This is a genomic window from Mycolicibacterium parafortuitum, from assembly GCF_002086815.1.
Classification (GTDB): domain Bacteria; phylum Actinomycetota; class Actinomycetes; order Mycobacteriales; family Mycobacteriaceae; genus Mycobacterium; species Mycobacterium parafortuitum.
Genome location: NZ_MVID01000002.1, coordinates 322824 through 340407, shown reverse-complemented (window position 1 = coordinate 340407; position 17584 = coordinate 322824). Strand labels below are relative to the sequence as shown.

17 protein-coding genes are annotated in these 17584 nt (G+C 67.9%); 11 read left to right on the top strand and 6 right to left on the bottom strand.

What is annotated here, in order from left to right; genetic code table 11:
- The first annotated feature begins 86 nt into the window (after nucleotides 1–86).
- Together BST38_RS04235 and BST38_RS04230 are read left to right on the top strand one after the other, a co-directional pair.
- Nucleotides 87–2249, top strand: a complete 2163-nt coding sequence (locus BST38_RS04235; protein WP_083141991.1) for an acyl-CoA dehydrogenase family protein — start codon at nucleotides 87–89, stop codon at nucleotides 2247–2249.
- Nucleotides 2246–2785 (top strand): DUF6973 domain-containing protein, encoded by a 540-nt coding sequence (locus BST38_RS04230; RefSeq protein ID WP_083141990.1) that lies wholly within the window; start codon nucleotides 2246–2248, stop codon nucleotides 2783–2785. The genes BST38_RS04235 and BST38_RS04230 overlap by 4 nt, the downstream gene beginning before the upstream one ends.
- Before the next feature lie 11 nt (nucleotides 2786–2796).
- Here the strand turns inward: BST38_RS04230 and BST38_RS04225 are convergent, their stop codons facing one another.
- Both BST38_RS04225 and BST38_RS04220 read right to left on the bottom strand, forming a co-directional pair.
- Complete coding sequence (locus BST38_RS04225) at nucleotides 2797–3387, bottom strand: hypothetical protein (RefSeq protein ID WP_083141989.1); 591 nt, start codon at nucleotides 3385–3387, stop codon at nucleotides 2797–2799.
- A gap of 22 nt (nucleotides 3388–3409) precedes the next feature.
- On the bottom strand, nucleotides 3410–4483 hold the full coding sequence (locus BST38_RS04220; RefSeq protein ID WP_083141988.1) for a ferredoxin--NADP reductase: 1074 nt from the start codon (nucleotides 4481–4483) through the stop codon (nucleotides 3410–3412).
- 149 nt (nucleotides 4484–4632) lie between these two features.
- Between BST38_RS04220 and hsaA the strand changes: the two genes are divergently transcribed.
- The 4 genes from hsaA to hsaB are packed head-to-tail and all read left to right on the top strand — an operon-like array spanning nucleotide 4633 to nucleotide 8195.
- Nucleotides 4633–5817: a 3-hydroxy-9,10-secoandrosta-1,3,5(10)-triene-9,17-dione monooxygenase oxygenase subunit gene (hsaA, locus tag BST38_RS04215; RefSeq protein WP_083141987.1), complete on the top strand. Its 1185-nt coding sequence runs from the start codon at nucleotides 4633–4635 to the stop codon at nucleotides 5815–5817.
- Nucleotides 5817–6701, top strand: a complete 885-nt coding sequence (hsaD, locus tag BST38_RS04210; RefSeq protein ID WP_083141986.1) for a 4,5:9,10-diseco-3-hydroxy-5,9,17-trioxoandrosta-1(10),2-diene-4-oate hydrolase — start codon at nucleotides 5817–5819, stop codon at nucleotides 6699–6701. Before hsaA ends, hsaD begins: the two co-directional genes overlap by 1 nt.
- Before the next feature lie 14 nt (nucleotides 6702–6715).
- Nucleotides 6716–7615, top strand: coding sequence for an iron-dependent extradiol dioxygenase HsaC (hsaC, locus tag BST38_RS04205; protein WP_083141985.1), 900 nt, complete (start codon nucleotides 6716–6718; stop codon nucleotides 7613–7615).
- A gap of 13 nt (nucleotides 7616–7628) precedes the next feature.
- Nucleotides 7629–8195 (top strand): 3-hydroxy-9,10-secoandrosta-1,3,5(10)-triene-9,17-dione monooxygenase reductase subunit, encoded by a 567-nt coding sequence (gene hsaB / locus BST38_RS04200; RefSeq protein ID WP_083141984.1) that lies wholly within the window; start codon nucleotides 7629–7631, stop codon nucleotides 8193–8195.
- Here the strand turns inward: hsaB and BST38_RS04195 are convergent.
- The gene (locus tag BST38_RS04195; protein ID WP_083141983.1) at nucleotides 8192–8662 is read right to left on the bottom strand and encodes a hypothetical protein; all 471 of its coding nucleotides are present in this window, start codon (nucleotides 8660–8662) and stop codon (nucleotides 8192–8194) included. The two genes, hsaB and BST38_RS04195, sit on opposite strands and share 4 nt — an antisense overlap.
- Before the next feature lie 56 nt (nucleotides 8663–8718).
- Between BST38_RS04195 and BST38_RS04190 the strand changes: the two genes are divergently transcribed.
- Nucleotides 8719–9279 (top strand): TetR/AcrR family transcriptional regulator, encoded by a 561-nt coding sequence (locus BST38_RS04190; RefSeq protein WP_083141982.1) that lies wholly within the window; start codon nucleotides 8719–8721, stop codon nucleotides 9277–9279.
- A gap of 37 nt (nucleotides 9280–9316) precedes the next feature.
- Here BST38_RS04190 and BST38_RS04185 read toward each other — a convergent pair whose 3' ends face one another.
- Nucleotides 9317–10228 carry a LysR family transcriptional regulator gene (locus BST38_RS04185; RefSeq protein WP_110781487.1) on the bottom strand — a complete coding sequence of 304 codons (912 nt, stop codon included), beginning with the start codon at nucleotides 10226–10228 and terminating at the stop codon, nucleotides 9317–9319.
- A gap of 107 nt (nucleotides 10229–10335) precedes the next feature.
- On the opposite strand from BST38_RS04185, the gene BST38_RS04180 reads away from it, so the two are divergent.
- Nucleotides 10336–11697 (top strand): MFS transporter, encoded by a 1362-nt coding sequence (locus BST38_RS04180; protein WP_083141980.1) that lies wholly within the window; start codon nucleotides 10336–10338, stop codon nucleotides 11695–11697.
- The gene (locus BST38_RS04175; protein ID WP_083141979.1) at nucleotides 11694–12440 is read left to right on the top strand and encodes a 3-hydroxybutyrate dehydrogenase; all 747 of its coding nucleotides are present in this window, start codon (nucleotides 11694–11696) and stop codon (nucleotides 12438–12440) included. Before BST38_RS04180 ends, BST38_RS04175 begins: the two co-directional genes overlap by 4 nt.
- A 10-nt stretch (nucleotides 12441–12450) precedes the next feature.
- Here the strand turns inward: BST38_RS04175 and BST38_RS04170 are convergent, their stop codons facing one another.
- Together BST38_RS04170 and BST38_RS04165 are read right to left on the bottom strand one after the other, a co-directional pair.
- A complete protein-coding gene (locus BST38_RS04170) occupies nucleotides 12451–13845 on the bottom strand; it encodes a xylulokinase (protein WP_083141978.1) in 1395 nt (464 codons plus the stop codon).
- Between the two features lie 4 nt (nucleotides 13846–13849).
- A complete protein-coding gene (locus BST38_RS04165) occupies nucleotides 13850–15025 on the bottom strand; it encodes an ROK family transcriptional regulator (RefSeq protein WP_237160658.1) in 1176 nt (391 codons plus the stop codon).
- Nucleotides 15026–15170: 145 nt separating this feature from the next.
- On the opposite strand from BST38_RS04165, the gene xylA reads away from it, so the two are divergent.
- Nucleotides 15171–16394 carry a xylose isomerase gene (gene xylA / locus BST38_RS04160; protein ID WP_083142106.1) on the top strand — a complete coding sequence of 408 codons (1224 nt, stop codon included), beginning with the start codon at nucleotides 15171–15173 and terminating at the stop codon, nucleotides 16392–16394.
- Nucleotides 16395–16497: 103 nt separating this feature from the next.
- Entirely contained in the window at nucleotides 16498–17583 is a 1086-nt protein-coding gene (locus tag BST38_RS04155) for a sugar ABC transporter substrate-binding protein (protein ID WP_083141976.1), read from the top strand.
- Nucleotide 17584 lies beyond the last annotated feature (1 nt).

Genomic DNA, 17584 nt, shown 5'->3' with positions numbered 1-17584 from the left:
GGTCGACTTGACGGTCCGACGCTGGCACTATTAGAACACGTTCTAATGGGAAGCGCCGTCTTCCTACCCAAACGCTAGGAGACCCAGTGCCCGCATCTCCCTCGGCGACCGTGACCGACGATCAGTCGGACGCCCGCGAACTGGTCCGGAGCTGGGCTGCCTCGTCCGGATCCGTGGAGGCGGCGCGCGATGTCGAGCACGGACAGGCCGACGCGTGGCGGGGTCCGTACGGCAGCCTGGCCGAACTAGGGATCTTCGGCGTCGCACTTCCCGAGGACCTCGGTGGCGCCGACGGCACGGTGTCCGATCTGGCCGCGATGGTCGACGAGGCCGCCGCCGCGATGGTGCCAGGTCCAGTGGCCACCACCGCACTCGCGACGCTGGTGCTCGGAGCTGCGCATGCCGAACTGCTGGACGCGCTGGCGACGGGTCAGCGCACCGCGGGTGTGGCGCTCGACGCCGACCTGACCTACGCCGACGGGCGGGTCTCCGGATCGGCGCCGTATGTGTTGGGTGCCGACGCGTCCGGGGTGCTGCTGCTGCCCGCGGGGCGGAGTTGGCTGCTCGTGGACGCCTCCGCCGACGGGGTGACCGTCGAGGCGCTCAAGGCCACCGACTTCTCCCGCCCGCTGGCCCGGGTGACCCTCGAGAACGCGAACGCCGAGGCGCTGGCCGTGCCGGCGCAGCGCGTCGTCGACCTGACAGCGACGCTGCTGGCCGCCGAGGCCGCGGGCCTGGCGCGGTGGCTGCTGACCACCGCGACCGAGTACGCGAAGGTGCGGGAGCAGTTCGGCAAACCGATCGGCAGCTTCCAGGCCATCAAACACATGTGCGCCGAGATGCTGCTGCGGTCCGAGCAGGCGTCCGTGTCGGCGGCCGACGCCGCCCGCGCCGCAACGGAATCGGACCCCGACGGCGATGACGCACAGCTGTCGATCGCGGCGGCGCTTGCCGCATCGGTGGGTATCGAGGCCGCCAAGGCGAACGCCAAGGACTGCATCCAGGTGCTCGGCGGCATCGGCATCACGTGGGAGCACGACGCGCATCTGTACCTGCGCCGCGCCTATGGAATCGCGCAGTTCCTCGGCGGACGGTCGCGGTGGCTGCGCCGGGTGGTGGATCTGACCCAGGGCGGGGTGCGCAGGGACCTGCACATCGACCTGGCCTCGGTGGCCGATCTGCGGCCCGAGATCGCCTCTGCGGCCGCCGAAGCCGCCGCGGCGCCGGAGGACAAGAGGCAAGCGGTGCTGGCCGAGACCGGGCTGCTGGCGCCGCACTGGCCCAAGCCCTACGGGCGCGCCGCCGGTCCGGCCGAGCAGCTGCTGATCGACCAGGAGCTGGCCGCCGCGGGTGTGGTGCGGCCCGACCTGGTCATCGGTTGGTGGGCGGTGCCGACGATCCTCGAGCACGGCAGCCCCGAGCTCATCGAGCAGTTCGTGCCTGCCACGCTGCGCGGTGACCTGCTCTGGTGCCAGCTGTTCAGTGAGCCGGGTGCCGGATCGGACCTTGCCGCACTGAGGATGAAAGCCGTTCGGGCAGAAGGCGAATCCGCGAGCGGTGCGAAAGTCTCGGGCTGGAGGCTCACCGGCCAGAAGGTGTGGACCTCTGCGGCGCAGAAGGCGCACTGGGGTGTGTGCCTCGCCCGCACCGACCCCGATGCGCGCAAACACAAGGGCATCACGTACTTCCTGATCGACATGACGAGCCCGGGCATCGTGATCCGGCCGCTGCGGGAGATCACCGGCGACGAACTGTTCAACGAGGTGTTCTTCGACGACGTGTTCGTGCCCGACGAGTTCGTGGTCGGACAGGTCAACGACGGTTGGCGGCTCGCGCGCACCACGCTGGCCAACGAGCGCGTCGCGATGGCGCAGGGCACCGCGCTGGGCAATCCGATGGAAGAACTGCTGCGTGTCGTCGCCGAGGCGGGAATCGATGCGGCGCAACAGGATCAGCTCGGCCAGTTGATCGTCACCGCGCAGGTCGGCTCACTGCTGGACCAGCGCATCGCACAGCGCGCCGTCGAAGGTCAGGATCCTGGTCCGCAGGCCAGCGCCCGCAAGCTGATCGGGGTCCGGTACCGACAGGCGCTGGCGGAGTTCCGGATGGACCTGTCCGAGGGGGCCGGTGCGGTCGAGAACCAACAGGTGCACGACTTCCTGAACACCCGGTGCCTGACCATCGCCGGCGGCACCGAGCAGATCCTGCTGACGATGGCGGGGGAGCGGTTGCTCGGCCTGCCGCGGTGACTCCGGGACCTGGCGGCCGCGAGCGCCTGAACCAGATTCTGGCGCACTACCAAGTGCGCGACGATCCGGGTGGCGCGGCGAGGCGCGACGAGGTTGGCGCCGAAGAACTGACGCACACTGAAATGCAGATGCTGCTGGCGGACCCGGCGCGGATCCCGGAGATCCGTGAGATCCGGGACCGGGCGAGCGACGAAGCGGTGCGACGTTTTCCGCCGAGCGATGGCCGGCAGGTCGACAACGAGACAGACGCGTTCCGGCACGCCTACGGCAGCGCACTGCTGGCCCTGAGATTCGGGTCCGACTGGGCATCCCGATTCACCTCGGCGCACGAGGGTACGGCCGGCAACAATCGCGCGAGCCGCGCGATGGACCTCTACAACAACGAGATCGGGCGCAAGATCGCGCTCGCCAATCCCGACGCCGCACCTGATGCCATCGCCGATCTCGCCGCGGATGCGGTGCTCAACGGCGAGACCGTCGTGGTCGGCCCTGACGGTGCGAGCCTGCGCTGGAGCGCATCCGGGAACCCGGTCTAGTCGAACCTGGTCTAGTCAAACTGTGTCTGCGCACAGGCCGACGGTGTCGTCAGGTTGACCCCGGCATAGACCACCTGGATCTGCGAGCAAACGATGAACTGCGAGCCCTTCGCGGGCAGACCGGTCGTCCACGACGTCGGAACCGAGTCGCCGTCGGTGGTGAAGCGTTCGATCGCTCCGCCGCCGAAGTAGGTCACCGACACCTCGACGTCGCGCATCGACTTCAGCATGCGTGAGAGCACGTTGTCGTGGTTGGCGCCCTTGAGTTCCCGGGGCATGCCGGCGGGCGCGCTGTACCAGGCCTCCTGCCAAACGTCCTGGGAGTTGCTGCGCAGCGTGATGGTTTGACGCGCCCAGGTGTCGCCCGGGAACCCGGTGGGGCCGTTGGGGGTCAACAGGTTTGCCGACGTCCTGAAGAAGCACCGGTTCTGTCCGGGGTCGCAGTCGGCGTTGACGTGCATCTCGATCGAGGTCGCGGGATCGACGGCGATCGACGAGACGCCGGTGTCGGAGGCCGCCGTGGCGGTCGGGGCCGTGGTGTGCGAGACGGCGGCGAGCGCCACCATCAACGTCGGAGCCAGTGCCGCTGCTAGCCGCTTCATCGTGATGAAAGTAATCCTTGCGCTACTCGTCGAAGGTGACTTCGACCGAATCGGATTTCGGATGTGCCTGGCAGGCCAGGATCAGACCCTCGTCGAGGTCCTGCTGCTCGAGGACGTCGTTGATCTCCATCTCGACGTCGCCGGACTTCTTGAGCACAGCACACGCGCCGCAGTGACCCTCGCGGCACGAGAACGGCGCGTCGAGGCCCTTGTTCAGCAGGACGTCGAGCAGTTTCGCCTTGCGCGGCCAGCTCACCTCGTGGGTCTCGCCGTCGAGGGTCACCACGGCTGTCGCCGGGCCCTCGTCGCCGTCGTCATCGTCGTCGATGGTGACCGCCGCGAACGGATCCGACTCCAGCGACTTGAACACCTCGATGTGGATCTTCTCGGCGGCCGCCCCCGCCGCCGCGAGCGCCTCCTCGGCGGCGGCCATGAACGGCCCCGGTCCGCAGATGAACGCCTCCCTGGACGTGAACGGTGCGAACAGCGCCGTCAGCGCCGTGACACTGGGCAGCCCCTGCACGGTCTCCAGCCAGTGGATCGCGGTCAGGCGGTCCGGGTACTTGGCCGCGAGATCACGCAGGGTCTCGGCGAAGATCACCGACTTCTCGTCGCGGTTGGCGTAGACCAGGGCCACCTTTCCGCTGCCCTCGCTGAGCGCGGACTTCAGGATCGCCAGCATCGGGGTGATCCCGCTGCCCGCGGCCAGCAGCAGGAAATCGGTGTCCAGGTTCTTCGGCACGAACGTCCCCGACGGCGCGAGGACGTGCATCTTCATCCCGGCGTGCGCGTTGTCGCACAGCCAGTTCGACGCGTACCCGTCGGCGGTGCGCTTCACGGTGACCGTCAGCGGGTCGCCGGTGTGCGGTGACGAGCACAGCGAATAGCAGCGCGCGACCGAACCGGTGCGGTCGCTGGGCACCCGCAGCGTCAGGAACTGACCGGGCGAGTAGCGCAGCTTCTCCGGCGGCACGGATGCGCCGGCGGGGGTTTTGAACACCAGGGAACGCGCGTCCGACGTCTCGTCGATCACTTCGGCGATCTCCAGCTCGAGCACGTGGGCGCCCAGCGGCTCGTCGGCGGCAACGTCCGTCACAGATGGACCCTTTCTCCGGTCATAACTAGAACAGGTTACAGAAATGCATGTGCGCTGGTCCAGGTGTCGCAGGACGCCGCTACTCGACACAAATCGTAACGTGTTCTAATCTCTTCTAGGTTACTTCGCACGCCTTTGGAGGCAAACCAGTGACGTCCATTCAACAGCGTGACGCGCAGTCGGTCCTCGACGGTGTCACCGATCTCCTCCCGCGCATCGCCAAGCGCGCGGCCGCCGCCGAGGAACTGCGCCGTCTGCCCGACGAGACGGTGGCCGAACTCGACGAGGTCGGCTTCTTCAAACTGCTCCAGCCCGAGCAGTGGGGCGGCCTGCAGTGCGACCCGACACTGTTCTACGAAGCCGTGCGCCGCCTCGCCAGCGCATGCGGTTCCACCGGCTGGGTCTCGGCGATCATCGGCGTGCACAACTGGCACCTCGCGCTGTTCGATCAGCAGGCCCAGGAGGACGTCTGGGGCGAGGACGCGTCCGTGCGCGTGTCGTCCTCGTACGCCCCGATGGGGGCCGGCGTCGTCGTCGACGGTGGCTACCTGGTCAGCGGCACGTGGCAGTGGTCCTCGGGCTGCGACCACGCCACCTGGACGTTCGTCGGCGGCCCGGTGATCAAGGACGGCAAGCCGGTCGATTTCGGCAGCTTCCTGATCCCCCGTCCCGACTACCGCATCGACGACGTCTGGAACGTTGTCGGGCTGAAGGCGACCGGCAGCAACAACCTCGTGGTCAAGGACGTCTTCGTGCCGCGCCACCGGTTCCTGTCGTACAAGGCGATGAACGACGGCACCGCCGGCGGGTACCAGAACAACACCGCCCCGGTGTACAAGATGCCTTGGGGCACCATGCATCCCACCACGATCAGTTCGCCGATCATGGGGATGGCGTACGGCGCCTACGAGGCGCACGTCGAACATCAGGGCAAGCGGGTCCGCGCGGCGTTCGCGGGCGAGAAGTCCAAGGACGACCCGTTCGCGAAGATCCGGATCGCCGAGGCGGCCAGCGACATCGACGCCGGCTGGCGCCAGCTGATGGGTAACCTCGGCGAGGAGTACGCGTTGCTCAAGGCAGGCAAGGAGATCCCGTTCTCGTTGCGTGCGGCCGCGCGTCGTGACCAGGTGCGGGCCACGGCGCGTGCGATCGCGTCGATCGACCTGCTCTTCGAGGCATCCGGCGCCACGGCGCTGCAGCTCGACCAGCCGGTACAGCGGTTCTGGCGGGACGCGCACGCCGGCCGGGTCCACGCGGCCAACGAGCCCGAGCGCGCCTACCTGATCTTCGGTAACGACGCGTTCGGTCTGCCGCCCCAGGACACGATGGTCTAGTGACTTCCTTCGCCGCGGAAGCTGCTCAGCAGCAGGAGATCACGTTCGAGTCGACCTCGCGCTTCGCTCAGGTCCGCGAAGACATGAAGCTGCACTACCACGAAGCCGGGGTCGGTAATCCGGAGACGGTGGTGCTGCTGCACGGCGGCGGCCCCGGCGCGTCGAGCTGGTCGAACTTCGGGCGCAACATCCCGGTGCTGGCCAAGCACTTTCACGTGCTGGCCGTCGACCAGCCCGGCTACGGCCACTCGGACAAGCACACCGAGCACGAGCAGTACAACCGATACAGTGCGACCGCGCTGCTGAACCTGTTCGACCACCTCGGTATCGAACGCGCTGCGCTGGTGGGCAATTCGCTGGGCGGCGGCACCGCGGTGCGGTTCGCGCTGGACAACGGAAAGCGCGCGGGCAAGCTGGTGCTGATGGGCCCCGGCGGCTTGAGCGTGAACCTGTTCGCGCCGGATCCGACCGAGGGTGTGAAGCTGCTCGGCAAGTTCGCCGCGGAGCCGACGCGCGAGAACATCGAGGCGTTCCTGCGGATCATGGTCTACGACCAGAGCATGATCACCCCGGAACTCGTCGAGGAGCGCTTCGCTATCGCGAGCACCCCGGAGTCGCTGGCCGCGACCAAGGCGATGGGGAAGTCGTTCGCCGGCGCCGACTTCGAATTCGGCATGATGTGGCGCGACGTATACAAGCTGAGGCAGCGGGTACTGCTGATCTGGGGTCGCGAAGACCGGGTCAACCCGCTCGACGGAGCGCTGGTGGCGCTCAAGCAGATCCCGCGGGTGCAGTTGCACGTCTTCGGCCAGTGCGGCCACTGGGCGCAGCTGGAAAAATTCGACGAGTTCAACAAGCTCACCGTCGATTTCCTCAAGGGTTAGAGAGGGACGAAACCATGACGATCAAATCGCTCGGATATCTCCGCATCGAGGCCACCGATGTCGGCGCATGGCGCGAGTACGGGCTGAAGGTGCTCGGCATGGTCGAAGGCTCCGGCACCACCGAGGGTGCGCTCTACCTGCGGATGGACGAGTTTCCGGCGCGCCTGATCATCGTGCCCGGTGAACACGACCGGCTCCTGGAGTCGGGCTGGGAAACCGCCAACGCCGCACAGCTGCAGGACATCCGGCAGCGTCTGGAGGTCCACGGCACGCCGTACAAGGAAGCCACCGCGGGCCAGTTGGCCGACCGCCGCGTCGACGAGATGATCATCTTCGACGATCCGTCGGGTAACACGCTGGAGGTCTTCCACGGTGTCGCTCTCGAGCACCGCCGGGTCGTCAGCCCGTACGGGCACAAGTTCGTCACCGAGGAGCAGGGGCTCGGTCACGTCGTGCTGACCACCCGCGACGACGCCGAGACGCTGCACTTCTACCGCGACGTGCTCGGCTTCTTCCTGCGCGATTCGATGAAGCTGCCGCCGCAGCTGGTCGGCAGGCCCGCCGACGGCGCACCGGCATGGCTGCGCTTCCTCGGGGTCAACCCTCGGCATCACAGCCTGGCGTTCATGCCCGGTGAGACGCCCAGCGGCATCGTGCATCTGATGGTCGAGGTGGAGAACTCCGACGACGTCGGCCTGTGCCTGGACCGCGCGTTGCGGCGCAAGGTGAAGATGTCGGCGACGCTGGGGCGCCACGTCAACGACAAGATGCTGTCCTTCTACATGAAGACCCCGGGCGGATTCGACGTCGAGTTCGGCTGTGAGGGACTCGAAGTCGACGACGACGACTGGGTGGCCCGGGAGAGCACCGCGGTCTCGCTGTGGGGCCACGACTTCAGCGTGGGCTTCAAGTAGCCAGGTAATCGCGATGTCGACTCCGCCGATCGATCCGCGCACATTCCGCAGTGTGCTCGGTCAGTTCTGCACCGGGATCACCGTCATCACCACCATGTCCGACGATGCCCCGGTGGGATTCGCGTGCCAGTCGTTCGCCGCGTTGTCACTGGATCCGCCGCTGGTGCTGTTCTGCCCCACGAAGGCGTCGCGGTCCTGGGCGGCGATCGAGGCCACCGGTCGGTTCTGTGTCAACGTCCTGCACGAGAAGCAGCAGCACGTCTCGGCGCGGTTCGGCTCACGAGAGCCTGACAAGTTCGCCGGGATCGATTGGGCGCCATCGAGGTTGGGTTCGCCGATCATCGACGGCTCGCTGGCGCACATCGACTGCACGGTGCACTCGGTGCACGACGGCGGCGACCATTTCGTCGTGTTCGGAGCGGTGCACTCGCTGTCGGACGTTCCGAAGCGCAAGCCGCGGCCGCTGCTGTTCTACCAAGGCCAGTACACCGGCATCGAACCGGACAAGAACACCCCGGCGGATTGGCGCAACGACCTGGAGGCGTTCCTGACCGCGACGACCGAGGACACCTGGCTCTAGCGCGAACGCGACGCCGCACCGTCGACGAGTGACCGCACCACCGCCAGATGAGTCGGCAGCACCTTCGCCCATATCCGCCGGGCGACCGGGTTGCCCAACCGCGCGAATGTCGCGAAGGTGACCTCGCCGCCGGCGACCCGGGTGATCAACTGACCCGACAGCCCGATCGGTGACATCGCCTGCACACGAACGTATTCGGCATCGCGATGGGTGACCGGCCAGCCGGCGATCACGTCCGGTGCGGCGGGGCGCAACCTGATCCCGAGCATCATCCATCCGAGACGTAACCGCAGCCGTGTCACCGCGGGTGGCCCTTCGAGAATCTCCCGCGCCCACTCCGCCGGCAACCGGGCCCTCGCCGCGCGGAACACGTGGGCGTCGACATGGTCGATGCGGGTGAGCGTCGTGCATGCCAGTAGGTCCGCGTCGGGATCGGTGCGTTCGACGATGTGCTGTATCGAGGCCATCCGCCACCTCCAATGATTGATACAGAACAGTACTGTATCTAACGTATTCTGACCAGATGCCGCCGCCGATTCGTACCCCCCGACAGTCCTGGATCGACGAGGGTCTGGCACTGCTGGCGGCCGACGGACCCGATGCCGTGCGCGTCGAAGTTCTCGCGCAGCGGCTCGGCGTCACCCGCGGAGGGTTCTATCGGCAGTTCGCGAACAGGGGAGATCTGGTCACCGCGATGCTCGACACCTGGGAGCAGCGCAGCATCGACGAGGTCCGGGCAAGGCTCGAGACCGAAGGCGGCGACGCGCGCAGCAAGGTCCGACGAGCCGGGATGCTGACGTTCTCGGCCGAACTGCTCCCGGTGGATCTGGCGGTCCGTAACTGGGCGCGACGGGATCCCGGGGTGGCCGCTCGGCTGCGCCGGGTGGACAACCGCCGCATGGGCTACCTGCGCGAACTGCTCTCGACGCTGTGCGACGACCCCGCCGAGGTCGAGGCCCGCGCGATGCTGGCCTTCTCGTTGCTGGTCGGGAACCACCTGATCGCCGCCGACCATCCGGGCGGCCGCGACAGGGTGCTCGCCGACGCCGGCCGCCTGCTGCTCAGCGGACTTACACAGCTGTAATTCATCCACACTGTGGATAACTCCTGTGGATAACTCGCTAACGCAGGCCCATCAACGCGTCCTGCTGATCGCGGATCCGATCGCGGATCGCGTCGACGAGCGCCGCCACCTCCGGGCGGCGCAGCGCTTCGGCGCGGGCCACCAACCAGTAGCTCAGCTGTGCCGAAACCTGTCCGGCCAGGACGCGAACGAGATCGGGATGACGGTCGGCCATGAAGCAGGGCAGTAGCCCGATCCCGGCCGACGCCCGGGTGGCCTCGACGTGGACGAACACGTTCGTCGAGGTCACCGATTCGCGCATGGTCGGCGCGAAACTTGCGGCGAGGTCGAGATCGTCGACCTGCAGCATCGAGTCGATGAAGTACACGAGGGGGTACCGCTGCAGATCCGAGACGTCGGCCGGGGCGCCGTGCTCGTCGAGGTAGTCCCGCGAGGCGTACAGGCCCAGGCGGTAGTCACACAGCCGGAGGGCCTTCGCGCGGCGCACCCGGGGTTCGCCGACCACCACCTCGACGTCCAGGCCGGAGCGCTGCTGGGTCGCCCTGCGGGTGGTCGCCACGATCTCGACGGCCACCAACGGATGCATCCGTTGCACCGCGGCTGCCGCCGGGGCGGCGACGTACGCCGAGAAGCCGTCGGTGGCGGAGATCCGGACAACGCCGTCGAGCGCCCGCTGCCCGGCCGGATCGGCGGCAAGGGACCGCACGGCGGACTCGACCGTCTCGGCGGCGGCGAGCGCGTCGCGGCCGAGATCCGTCAGTTCCCAGCCCCCGGCGACGCGGGCCAGTACGCGTCCGCCCATGGCCTCCTCGAGTGCGGCGATGCGCCGACTGATGGTGGTGTGGTTGAGGCCGAGTTCCTCGGCCGCGGTGGTGTATTTGCCGGTTCGGCCGACAGCCAGCAGAACCAGCAGGTCATCTGCGCTGAGGCGGCGAGCCGAGGAGGTCACATCTGCATTTTCGCAGACCCTTCCTGCGGTTTTGGTTATTGCCCGAGCGGGTAGCTGCGTGAATACTCAGCCGCGTTTGTGGTGGGCATCACAAGGAAGGGTGGGCGATGAGCGCGCAACAGGACGCGGGGCCCGGTTCGATCTCGACCGGACTCAAGCGGGTGGTGGTCGCATCGATGGCCGGCACGGTCGTCGAGTGGTACGAGTTCTTCCTGTACGCGACCGCGGCGACGTTGGTGTTCAACAAGGTGTTCTTCGCCGAGGGCACCAGCGAGGCCGCCGGTTTGATCGCCGCGCTGCTGACCTACGCCGTCGGCTTCGTGGCCCGCCCGCTGGGCGGGGTGGTCTTCGGGCACTTCGGCGACAAGTACGGCCGCAAGAAGCTCCTGCAGTTCGCGATCCTGTTGGTCGGTGTCGTGACGTTCCTGATGGGATGTCTGCCGACCTACAACCAGATCGGTGTGTGGGCCCCGATCCTGCTCGTGATGCTGCGCTTCGTGCAGGGCTTCGCGGTCGGTGGTGAATGGGGCGGGGCCGTCCTCCTCGTCGCCGAGCACAGCCCGGACAAGCAGCGGGCGTTCTGGGCCAGCTGGCCGCAGGCCGCGGTTCCGGTCGGCAACATGCTCGCCACCGTCGTGCTGCTGGTGCTGACCGGGCTGTTGTCCGATGAGGCGTTCCTGTCCTGGGGCTGGCGCGTGGCGTTCTGGCTGTCGGCGGTGGTGGTGCTGATCGGCTACTACATCCGCACCAAGGTGACCGACGCCCCGATCTTCGTCGCGGCCCAGGAGGAGGTCGAGCGCGCCAAGGCGGTCTCCTACGGCGTCGTCGAGGTGCTGAAGCGTTATCCCCGAGGTGTTTTCACCGCGATGGGTCTGCGTTTCGCCGAGAACATCATGTACTACCTGGTGGTCACCTTCTCGATCGTCTACCTCAAGACCCACGTGGGTGCCGACACCGGCGACATCCTGTGGTGGCTGCTGGCCGCGCACGCGGTGCACTTCGTGGTGGTGCCGCAGGTGGGCCGGCTGGCCGACCGGTACGGCCGTCGCCCCGTGTACATCGCCGGGGCCGTACTTGCGGGTGTCTGGGGCTTCTTCGCGTTCCCGATGATGAACACCGGAAGCTACCTCGCGATCATGGCCGCGGTGATCCTAGGCCTGATGATCCACGCCCTGATGTATGCGCCGCAGCCGGCGATCATGGCCGAGATGTTCCCGACCCGGATGCGGTACTCCGGTGTGTCCCTCGGGTATCAGGTCACCTCGATCGTCGCCGGATCGTTGGCCCCGGCCATCGCCACCTGGCTGCTCGACATGTTCGGCACCTGGGTGCCGATCGCGGTCTACCTGGCCGGTGCGTCGCTGATCACGCTGGTCGCGGCCTGGTTCACGCGCGAGACCAACGGGATCGACCTGCATGCGCTCGACGCGGCCGACCGCGCGCAGTTGCAGCGTGCCGGCGCGGTATGAGTGCACTGGCGGGGCGCACCGCGCTGGTGACCGGCGGCGCGAGCGGGATCGGCGCGGCCTGCGCGCGGGCGCTGGCCGAGCAGGGAGTCGAGGTCACCGTCGCCGACATCGACGGGCCGGGTGCGGCAGCCGTGTCCCGGGAGATCGGCGGAAAGCCCTGGACGCTCGACCTTCTCGACGTCGAGGAGCTTGAGACGCTGCGCCTGGACGCCGACATCCTGGTCAACAACGCGGGCATCCAGAGCATCGACGAGATCGCGGCGTTCCCGCCGGAGAAATTTCGGTCGATGCTCGCGCTGATGGTGGAGGCGCCGTTCCTGCTGATCCGTGCGGCGCTACCGCACATGTACCGCAACGAGTTCGGTCGCGTCGTCAACATATCGTCCATCCACGGCCTGCGCGCTTCGCCGTTCAAGGTCGCCTACGTGACCGCCAAGCATGCGCTGGAAGGGCTGTCGAAAGTGACCGCGCTCGAAGGTGGTCCGCACGGCGTCACGAGCAACTGCATCAACCCCGGATACGTCCGCACCCCGCTGGTGACCAAGCAGATCGCCGATCAGGCCAGGACGCACGGCATCCCGGAGGACCAGGTGATCTCCGAGATCCTGCTGAAGGAGAGCGCGGTGAAACGACTCGTCGAGCCCGACGAGGTCGGCTCGTTGGTCACCTGGCTGGCTTCGCCCGCGGCCGGGATGGTCACAGGTGCGTCGTACACGATGGACGGCGGGTGGAGCGCGCGCTGACGTGCGCGCGTCACCGCAGCGTCAGATCCCGTGCCGCACGGTACTGTTCGAGCACCTGCGGTGCCGCGTCGGCGTCGTAACGGGTCGTCTCACCGATCGACCACTCGGGTGGGGTGTCCCGGCCGGAGAGCACCCAGGCCGCCTGGCGGGCGGCGCCGAGCGCGACGTATTCGGCGGGTGCGGGCACGTCGACCGGGCTGCCGAAGAGCGCCGGTGCGATTCGGCGCACCGCCTCGGAACGCGCACCGCCGCCGACCAGGATGATCCGGGCGGCGTCGACACCCTGTTCGCCGATCTTGTCGGTGCAGTACACCATCGAGCTGAGCAGACCCTCGACCGCGGCTCGAGCGATGTTGGCCGGGGCGAGGTTTCGTGTCGTGACACCGTGCAGCGCGCCGGCCGCGTCAGGAAGGTTCGGTGACCGTTCACCCTCGAAGTACGGCACCAGGACCAGGCCTTCCGCGCCGGCGGGTGCCGACAGGGCGAGCCGGTCGAACTCGTCGAAGTCGACCTTGAGCATCGCCGCGACCGCCGCGAGCACCGGAGCGCCGTTGAGCGTGCACACCAGGGGAAGCTGCCGGCCTGTCGCGTCGGCGAAGCCGGCCACGATGCCTTCCGGGTCGTGCGGGGCCACCTCGCCGACCGCGCTGACCACCCCGGAGGTGCCCAGCGACACCACACAGTCGCCGCGCCCCGCCGAGAGCCCGAGGGCCGCGGCGGCGTTGTCCCCGGCGCCGGGGCCCAGCACGGCACCGGACGGGGTCTCGCCGGCCGTCTCACGTGGGCCGAGGACGCGGGGCAGTGCCGGATCTCTTCCGCGGAAGGCCAATTCGAGGAGATCCGGTTGGTAGCGGTCGGTCTCGGCGGAGAAGTACCCGGTGCCGCTGGCGTCACTGCGGTCGGTGCAGATCGCGGTGACGTCGGTGCCGCCGCGCAGCCGCCAAGTCAGCCAGTCGTGGGGGAGGCAGACCGCCGCGGTCGCATCCGCGCGGTCGGGTTCGTGGTCGGCGAGCCAGCGCAGTTTGGTCGCCGTGACGGCCGCGACCGGAACGACGCCGGTGCGGTCGGCCCAAGAGCCAGGGCCGCCGAGTTCCGCGATCAGCTGTTCGGCGGCCTTACTGGATCGGGTGTCGTTCCACAGCAACACATCTCGTACCGGCTCTCCCGAGGAGTCCAGGCAGACCATGCCGTGCTGCTGGGCGCCGACCGACACCGCGGACACGTCGTCCAAACCGCCCGCCTGCTCGGCGGCGTGTTGCAGCGCGGTCCACCAGTGGCGGGCGTCGACTTCCGTGCCCGCGGGATGTGGGGCGGAGGCCGAGCGCACGATCCGGCCGGTGTCGGCGTCACAGATCAATACCTTGCAGGACTGGGTCGATGAGTCGATTCCGGCGACGAGTGTCATCTCTCTATCTTCCTGGATCGCTGAGCACCGGCGCGAAGGCCAGTTCGGCCGCACCGATGACGAGGGTGTCCGCGCCGAGCGTGGCGGGCACGGCGCGGACGAGGTTGCGGGGCGCGCCCATACTGCGGCGGGTGAGTTCGTCGTGCAGAACCGTCGCGGCCACGGCGGGGAACACCCGCAGGAAGCCGCCCAGCACGATCAAACTCGGGTTGAGCATGTTGATCGCGTTGCCGAGCGCGATCGCCAGCGACCGTGCCTGCCGGGCGAGTACGTCGCGTTCGGCATGGGTATGGGCGAACGGATCCGTGCCGGCGTCGCTGTCGATCTCGGCCAACAGGCGCGCCAACGGCGCCTGCCGCACCTCGGTCTCCAGACATCCCACGCTGCCGCAGTGGCACTGCTCGCGGCCGCCGACGTAGGTGTGGCCGAGCTCGCCCGCATAACCGGCCACGCCTTCGAGGAGTCCACCGGCGACGACGAAGCCCGCGCCGATACCGCTCGGTCCTCCGTTCACATAGATCATGTGATCGGCGTTGTGGTGATTGCCGAACAGGTGCTCGGCGATCGCGCCGGCGTTGGCGTCGTTGGCCGCGTAGACCGGTAAACCGGTTGCCGCGCTGAGCATCTGGCCGATCTCGACGTCGTGCCAGTCCAGGTTCGGCGCCAGCTGCACCGACGACTCGGGACCGTGCACCAGGCCGGGGACGGCGACGCCGACGGCGGTGACCTGTTGCTCGTCGGTCAGCTTGCCCCGGATGTCGGCGATCGCGTCGGCCGCGATCGCCACGGTGTCCGCCGCGGTGGGTATCCGCTCGGTCGGTCGGCGCACGACGTCGATGACGGTGCCCCCCATCGCGACCAGGCCCACCGTCACGGCGTCGACCTCGGGAGTCACGGCGATCGCCAGGACCCGGTGGGCGGGGCGCACGATCGGGCTGGGCCGTCCCACCTGCGCGGCCGATGTCGCCGGGGACTCCTCGACCAGTCCGCGCGCGACCAACTCCTCGACCAGATCTTTCGTGGTCGAACGGGACAACCCTGTGCTGCGCGTCAACTCCGAACGACTCAGCGCCCGATGGCGGTGCACGAGCGTCAGCACGGTCGACAGGTTGCGCCGCCGCACACCATCGGTCGCCCCGGCCCGCGTTGCCCGGCGGTGCTCGGTCTGGTTCACCGGCACTTGGTCCCCCTCAGTTCGCACGACGGCCGTCACCCCGCGGCCTTGACAGTGTCGCAGGACACATCTTATGTTCGCTGCGAGAACAAAAGCATATCTCTGAGCAGATGGCCCGCAGTTTCCGGCCATGATCCCCGAGGAGCCCTCGATGACGGTCCTGGACTCCGCTGTGTCCGCAGCGGACGACCTGACACCCCGACCCTCCGACAAGTTCTCGTTCGGCCTCTGGACGGTGGGCTGGCCCGGCGTGGACCCGTTCGGTGTCGCGACCCGGCCCGCACTCGACACCGTCGAGGCCGTGGAACGGCTGGCCGAACTCGGTGCGTACGGGTTGACCTTCCACGACGACGACCTGTTCGCGTTCGGCAGCAGCGATGCGCAGCGCCGCCAGGCGATCGACCGGCTGCGCGAATCGTTGGACCGTGCCGGGCTGGTGGTGCCGATGGTGACCACGAACCTGTTCACCCAGCCGGTCTTCAAGGACGGCGGGTTCACCAACAACGATCGCGGTGTGCGGCGGTTCGCGTTGCGGAAGGTGTTGCGAAACCTCGACCTCGCCGCCGAGCTCGGTGCTCAGACGTTCGTGATGTGGGGTGGCCGGGAAGGTTCCGAGTACGACACCGCCAAAGATGTCCAGGCGGCGCTGGAGCGGTACCGCGAGGCGCTGAACCTGTTGTGCCAGTATGTGATCGACCAGGGCATCGAGATCAGGTTCGCGATCGAACCGAAGCCGAACGAACCGCGTGGCGACATCCTGCTGCCGACCGTGGGGCATGCGCTGGCCTTCATCGAGACGCTCGAGCACCCGGAGATGGTCGGGGTCAACCCGGAAACCGGTCACGAGCAGATGGCGGGCCTGAACTTCGTACACGGCATCGCCCAGGCGCTCTACAGCGGAAAGCTCTTCCACATCGACCTCAACGGTCAGCGTGGAATCAAGTTCGACCAGGATCTGGTCTTCGGGCACGGCGACCTGGCCAACGCGTTCGCGCTGGTGGACCTGCTGGAGAACGGAGGCCCCGACGGCGGGCCGGCCTACGGCGGGCCCCGCCACTTCGACTACAAACCCAGTCGCACCGAGGATTCGGACGGTGTCTGGGCGTCGGCGGCGGCCAACATGCGGATGTACCTGCTGTTACGCAAGCGCGCCGCCGCGTTCCGGGCGGACCCCGAGGTGCGGGAGGCCTTGGCCGCGGCGAAGGTGGCCGAACTGCGCCAGCCCACGCTCGGCGACGGTGAGTCGTACGCGGACCTGCTGGCCGACCCGACGGCCTACGAACAGTTCGACACGGGTGCGTACTTCGGTGGTCGCGGGTGCAACTTCGTCGCGCTGAACCAGCTCGCCATCGAACACCTGATGGGGGCTCGGTGAGCCACACCCGCTCGATCCCGCTGCGAAGTGACGCACATCACGCTATATGTGATACAGCCAAACAAAAGTCCGTGCCCCACCTGAACCGTTCGGAGGAATCTTCGTGAAGCGAACCAGCACTCTGCTCGTCACCACCGTCGTCGGGGTCAGCATGGCGCTGACGGCGTGCGGCTCGAACTCGGATTCGCAGTCGGCCGACGGCGCCGGTGGTGGTGGCGGCGCCGGCAAGGTCGGCGTGATCCTGCCCGACACCAAGTCGTCGGTGCGTTGGGAGACCAAGGACCGCCCCGCGCTGGAAGAGGCGTTCAAGAACGCCGGGGTGGAGTACACGATCCAGAACGCGGAAGGATCCGCCGACACGATGACGACCATCGCCGACGCGATGATCGCCGACGGTGTCACGGTGCTCGCGATCGTCAACCTCGACTCCGACAGCGGCGCGTCGATCCAGCAGAAGGCCGCGTCCCAGGGCGTCAAGACCATCGACTACGACCGCCTCACCCTGGGCGGCTCCGCCGACGTCTACGTGTCGTTCGACAACACCATCGTCGGTGAGTTGCAGGGCCAGGGTCTTGTCGACTGCCTCGGTGGCCGACCCGCGAACGTGGTGTTCCTCAACGGATCTCCGACCGACAACAACGCCACGCTGTTCAGCGGCGGCGCACATTCGGTGGTCGACGCGACACCGTCCATCACGATCGTCGGTGAGCAGGCGGTGCCGGACTGGGACAACGACCAGGCCGTGACGATCTTCGAGCAGCTCTACACCGCCGCGGACGGTCGTGTCGACGGCGTGTATGCGGCCAACGACGGCCTCGCGGGTTCGGTCATCTCCATCCTGGAGAAGAACAGGCGGGCCGGGCAGGTTCCGGTGACCGGTCAGGACGCGACCGTCGAAGGGCTGCAGAACATTCTGGCCGGCACCCAATGCATGACGGTGTACAAGTCGGCCACCGAGGAGGCCAACGCGCTGGCCGATGTCGCGATCGCGCTCGCCAACGGGGAGGAGCCGACGACGACGGCCACCTCGCGCGACGACACCGGCAACCGCGACGTGCCGTCGGTGCTGCTGACGCCGAAATCCATCACGAAGGACAACATCAACGTGGTGTTCGACGACGGCGGTCAGGCCAAGGACGAGGTGTGCGCGGGGCAGTTCGCCCAGATGTGCTCCGCAGCGGGTATGTGAC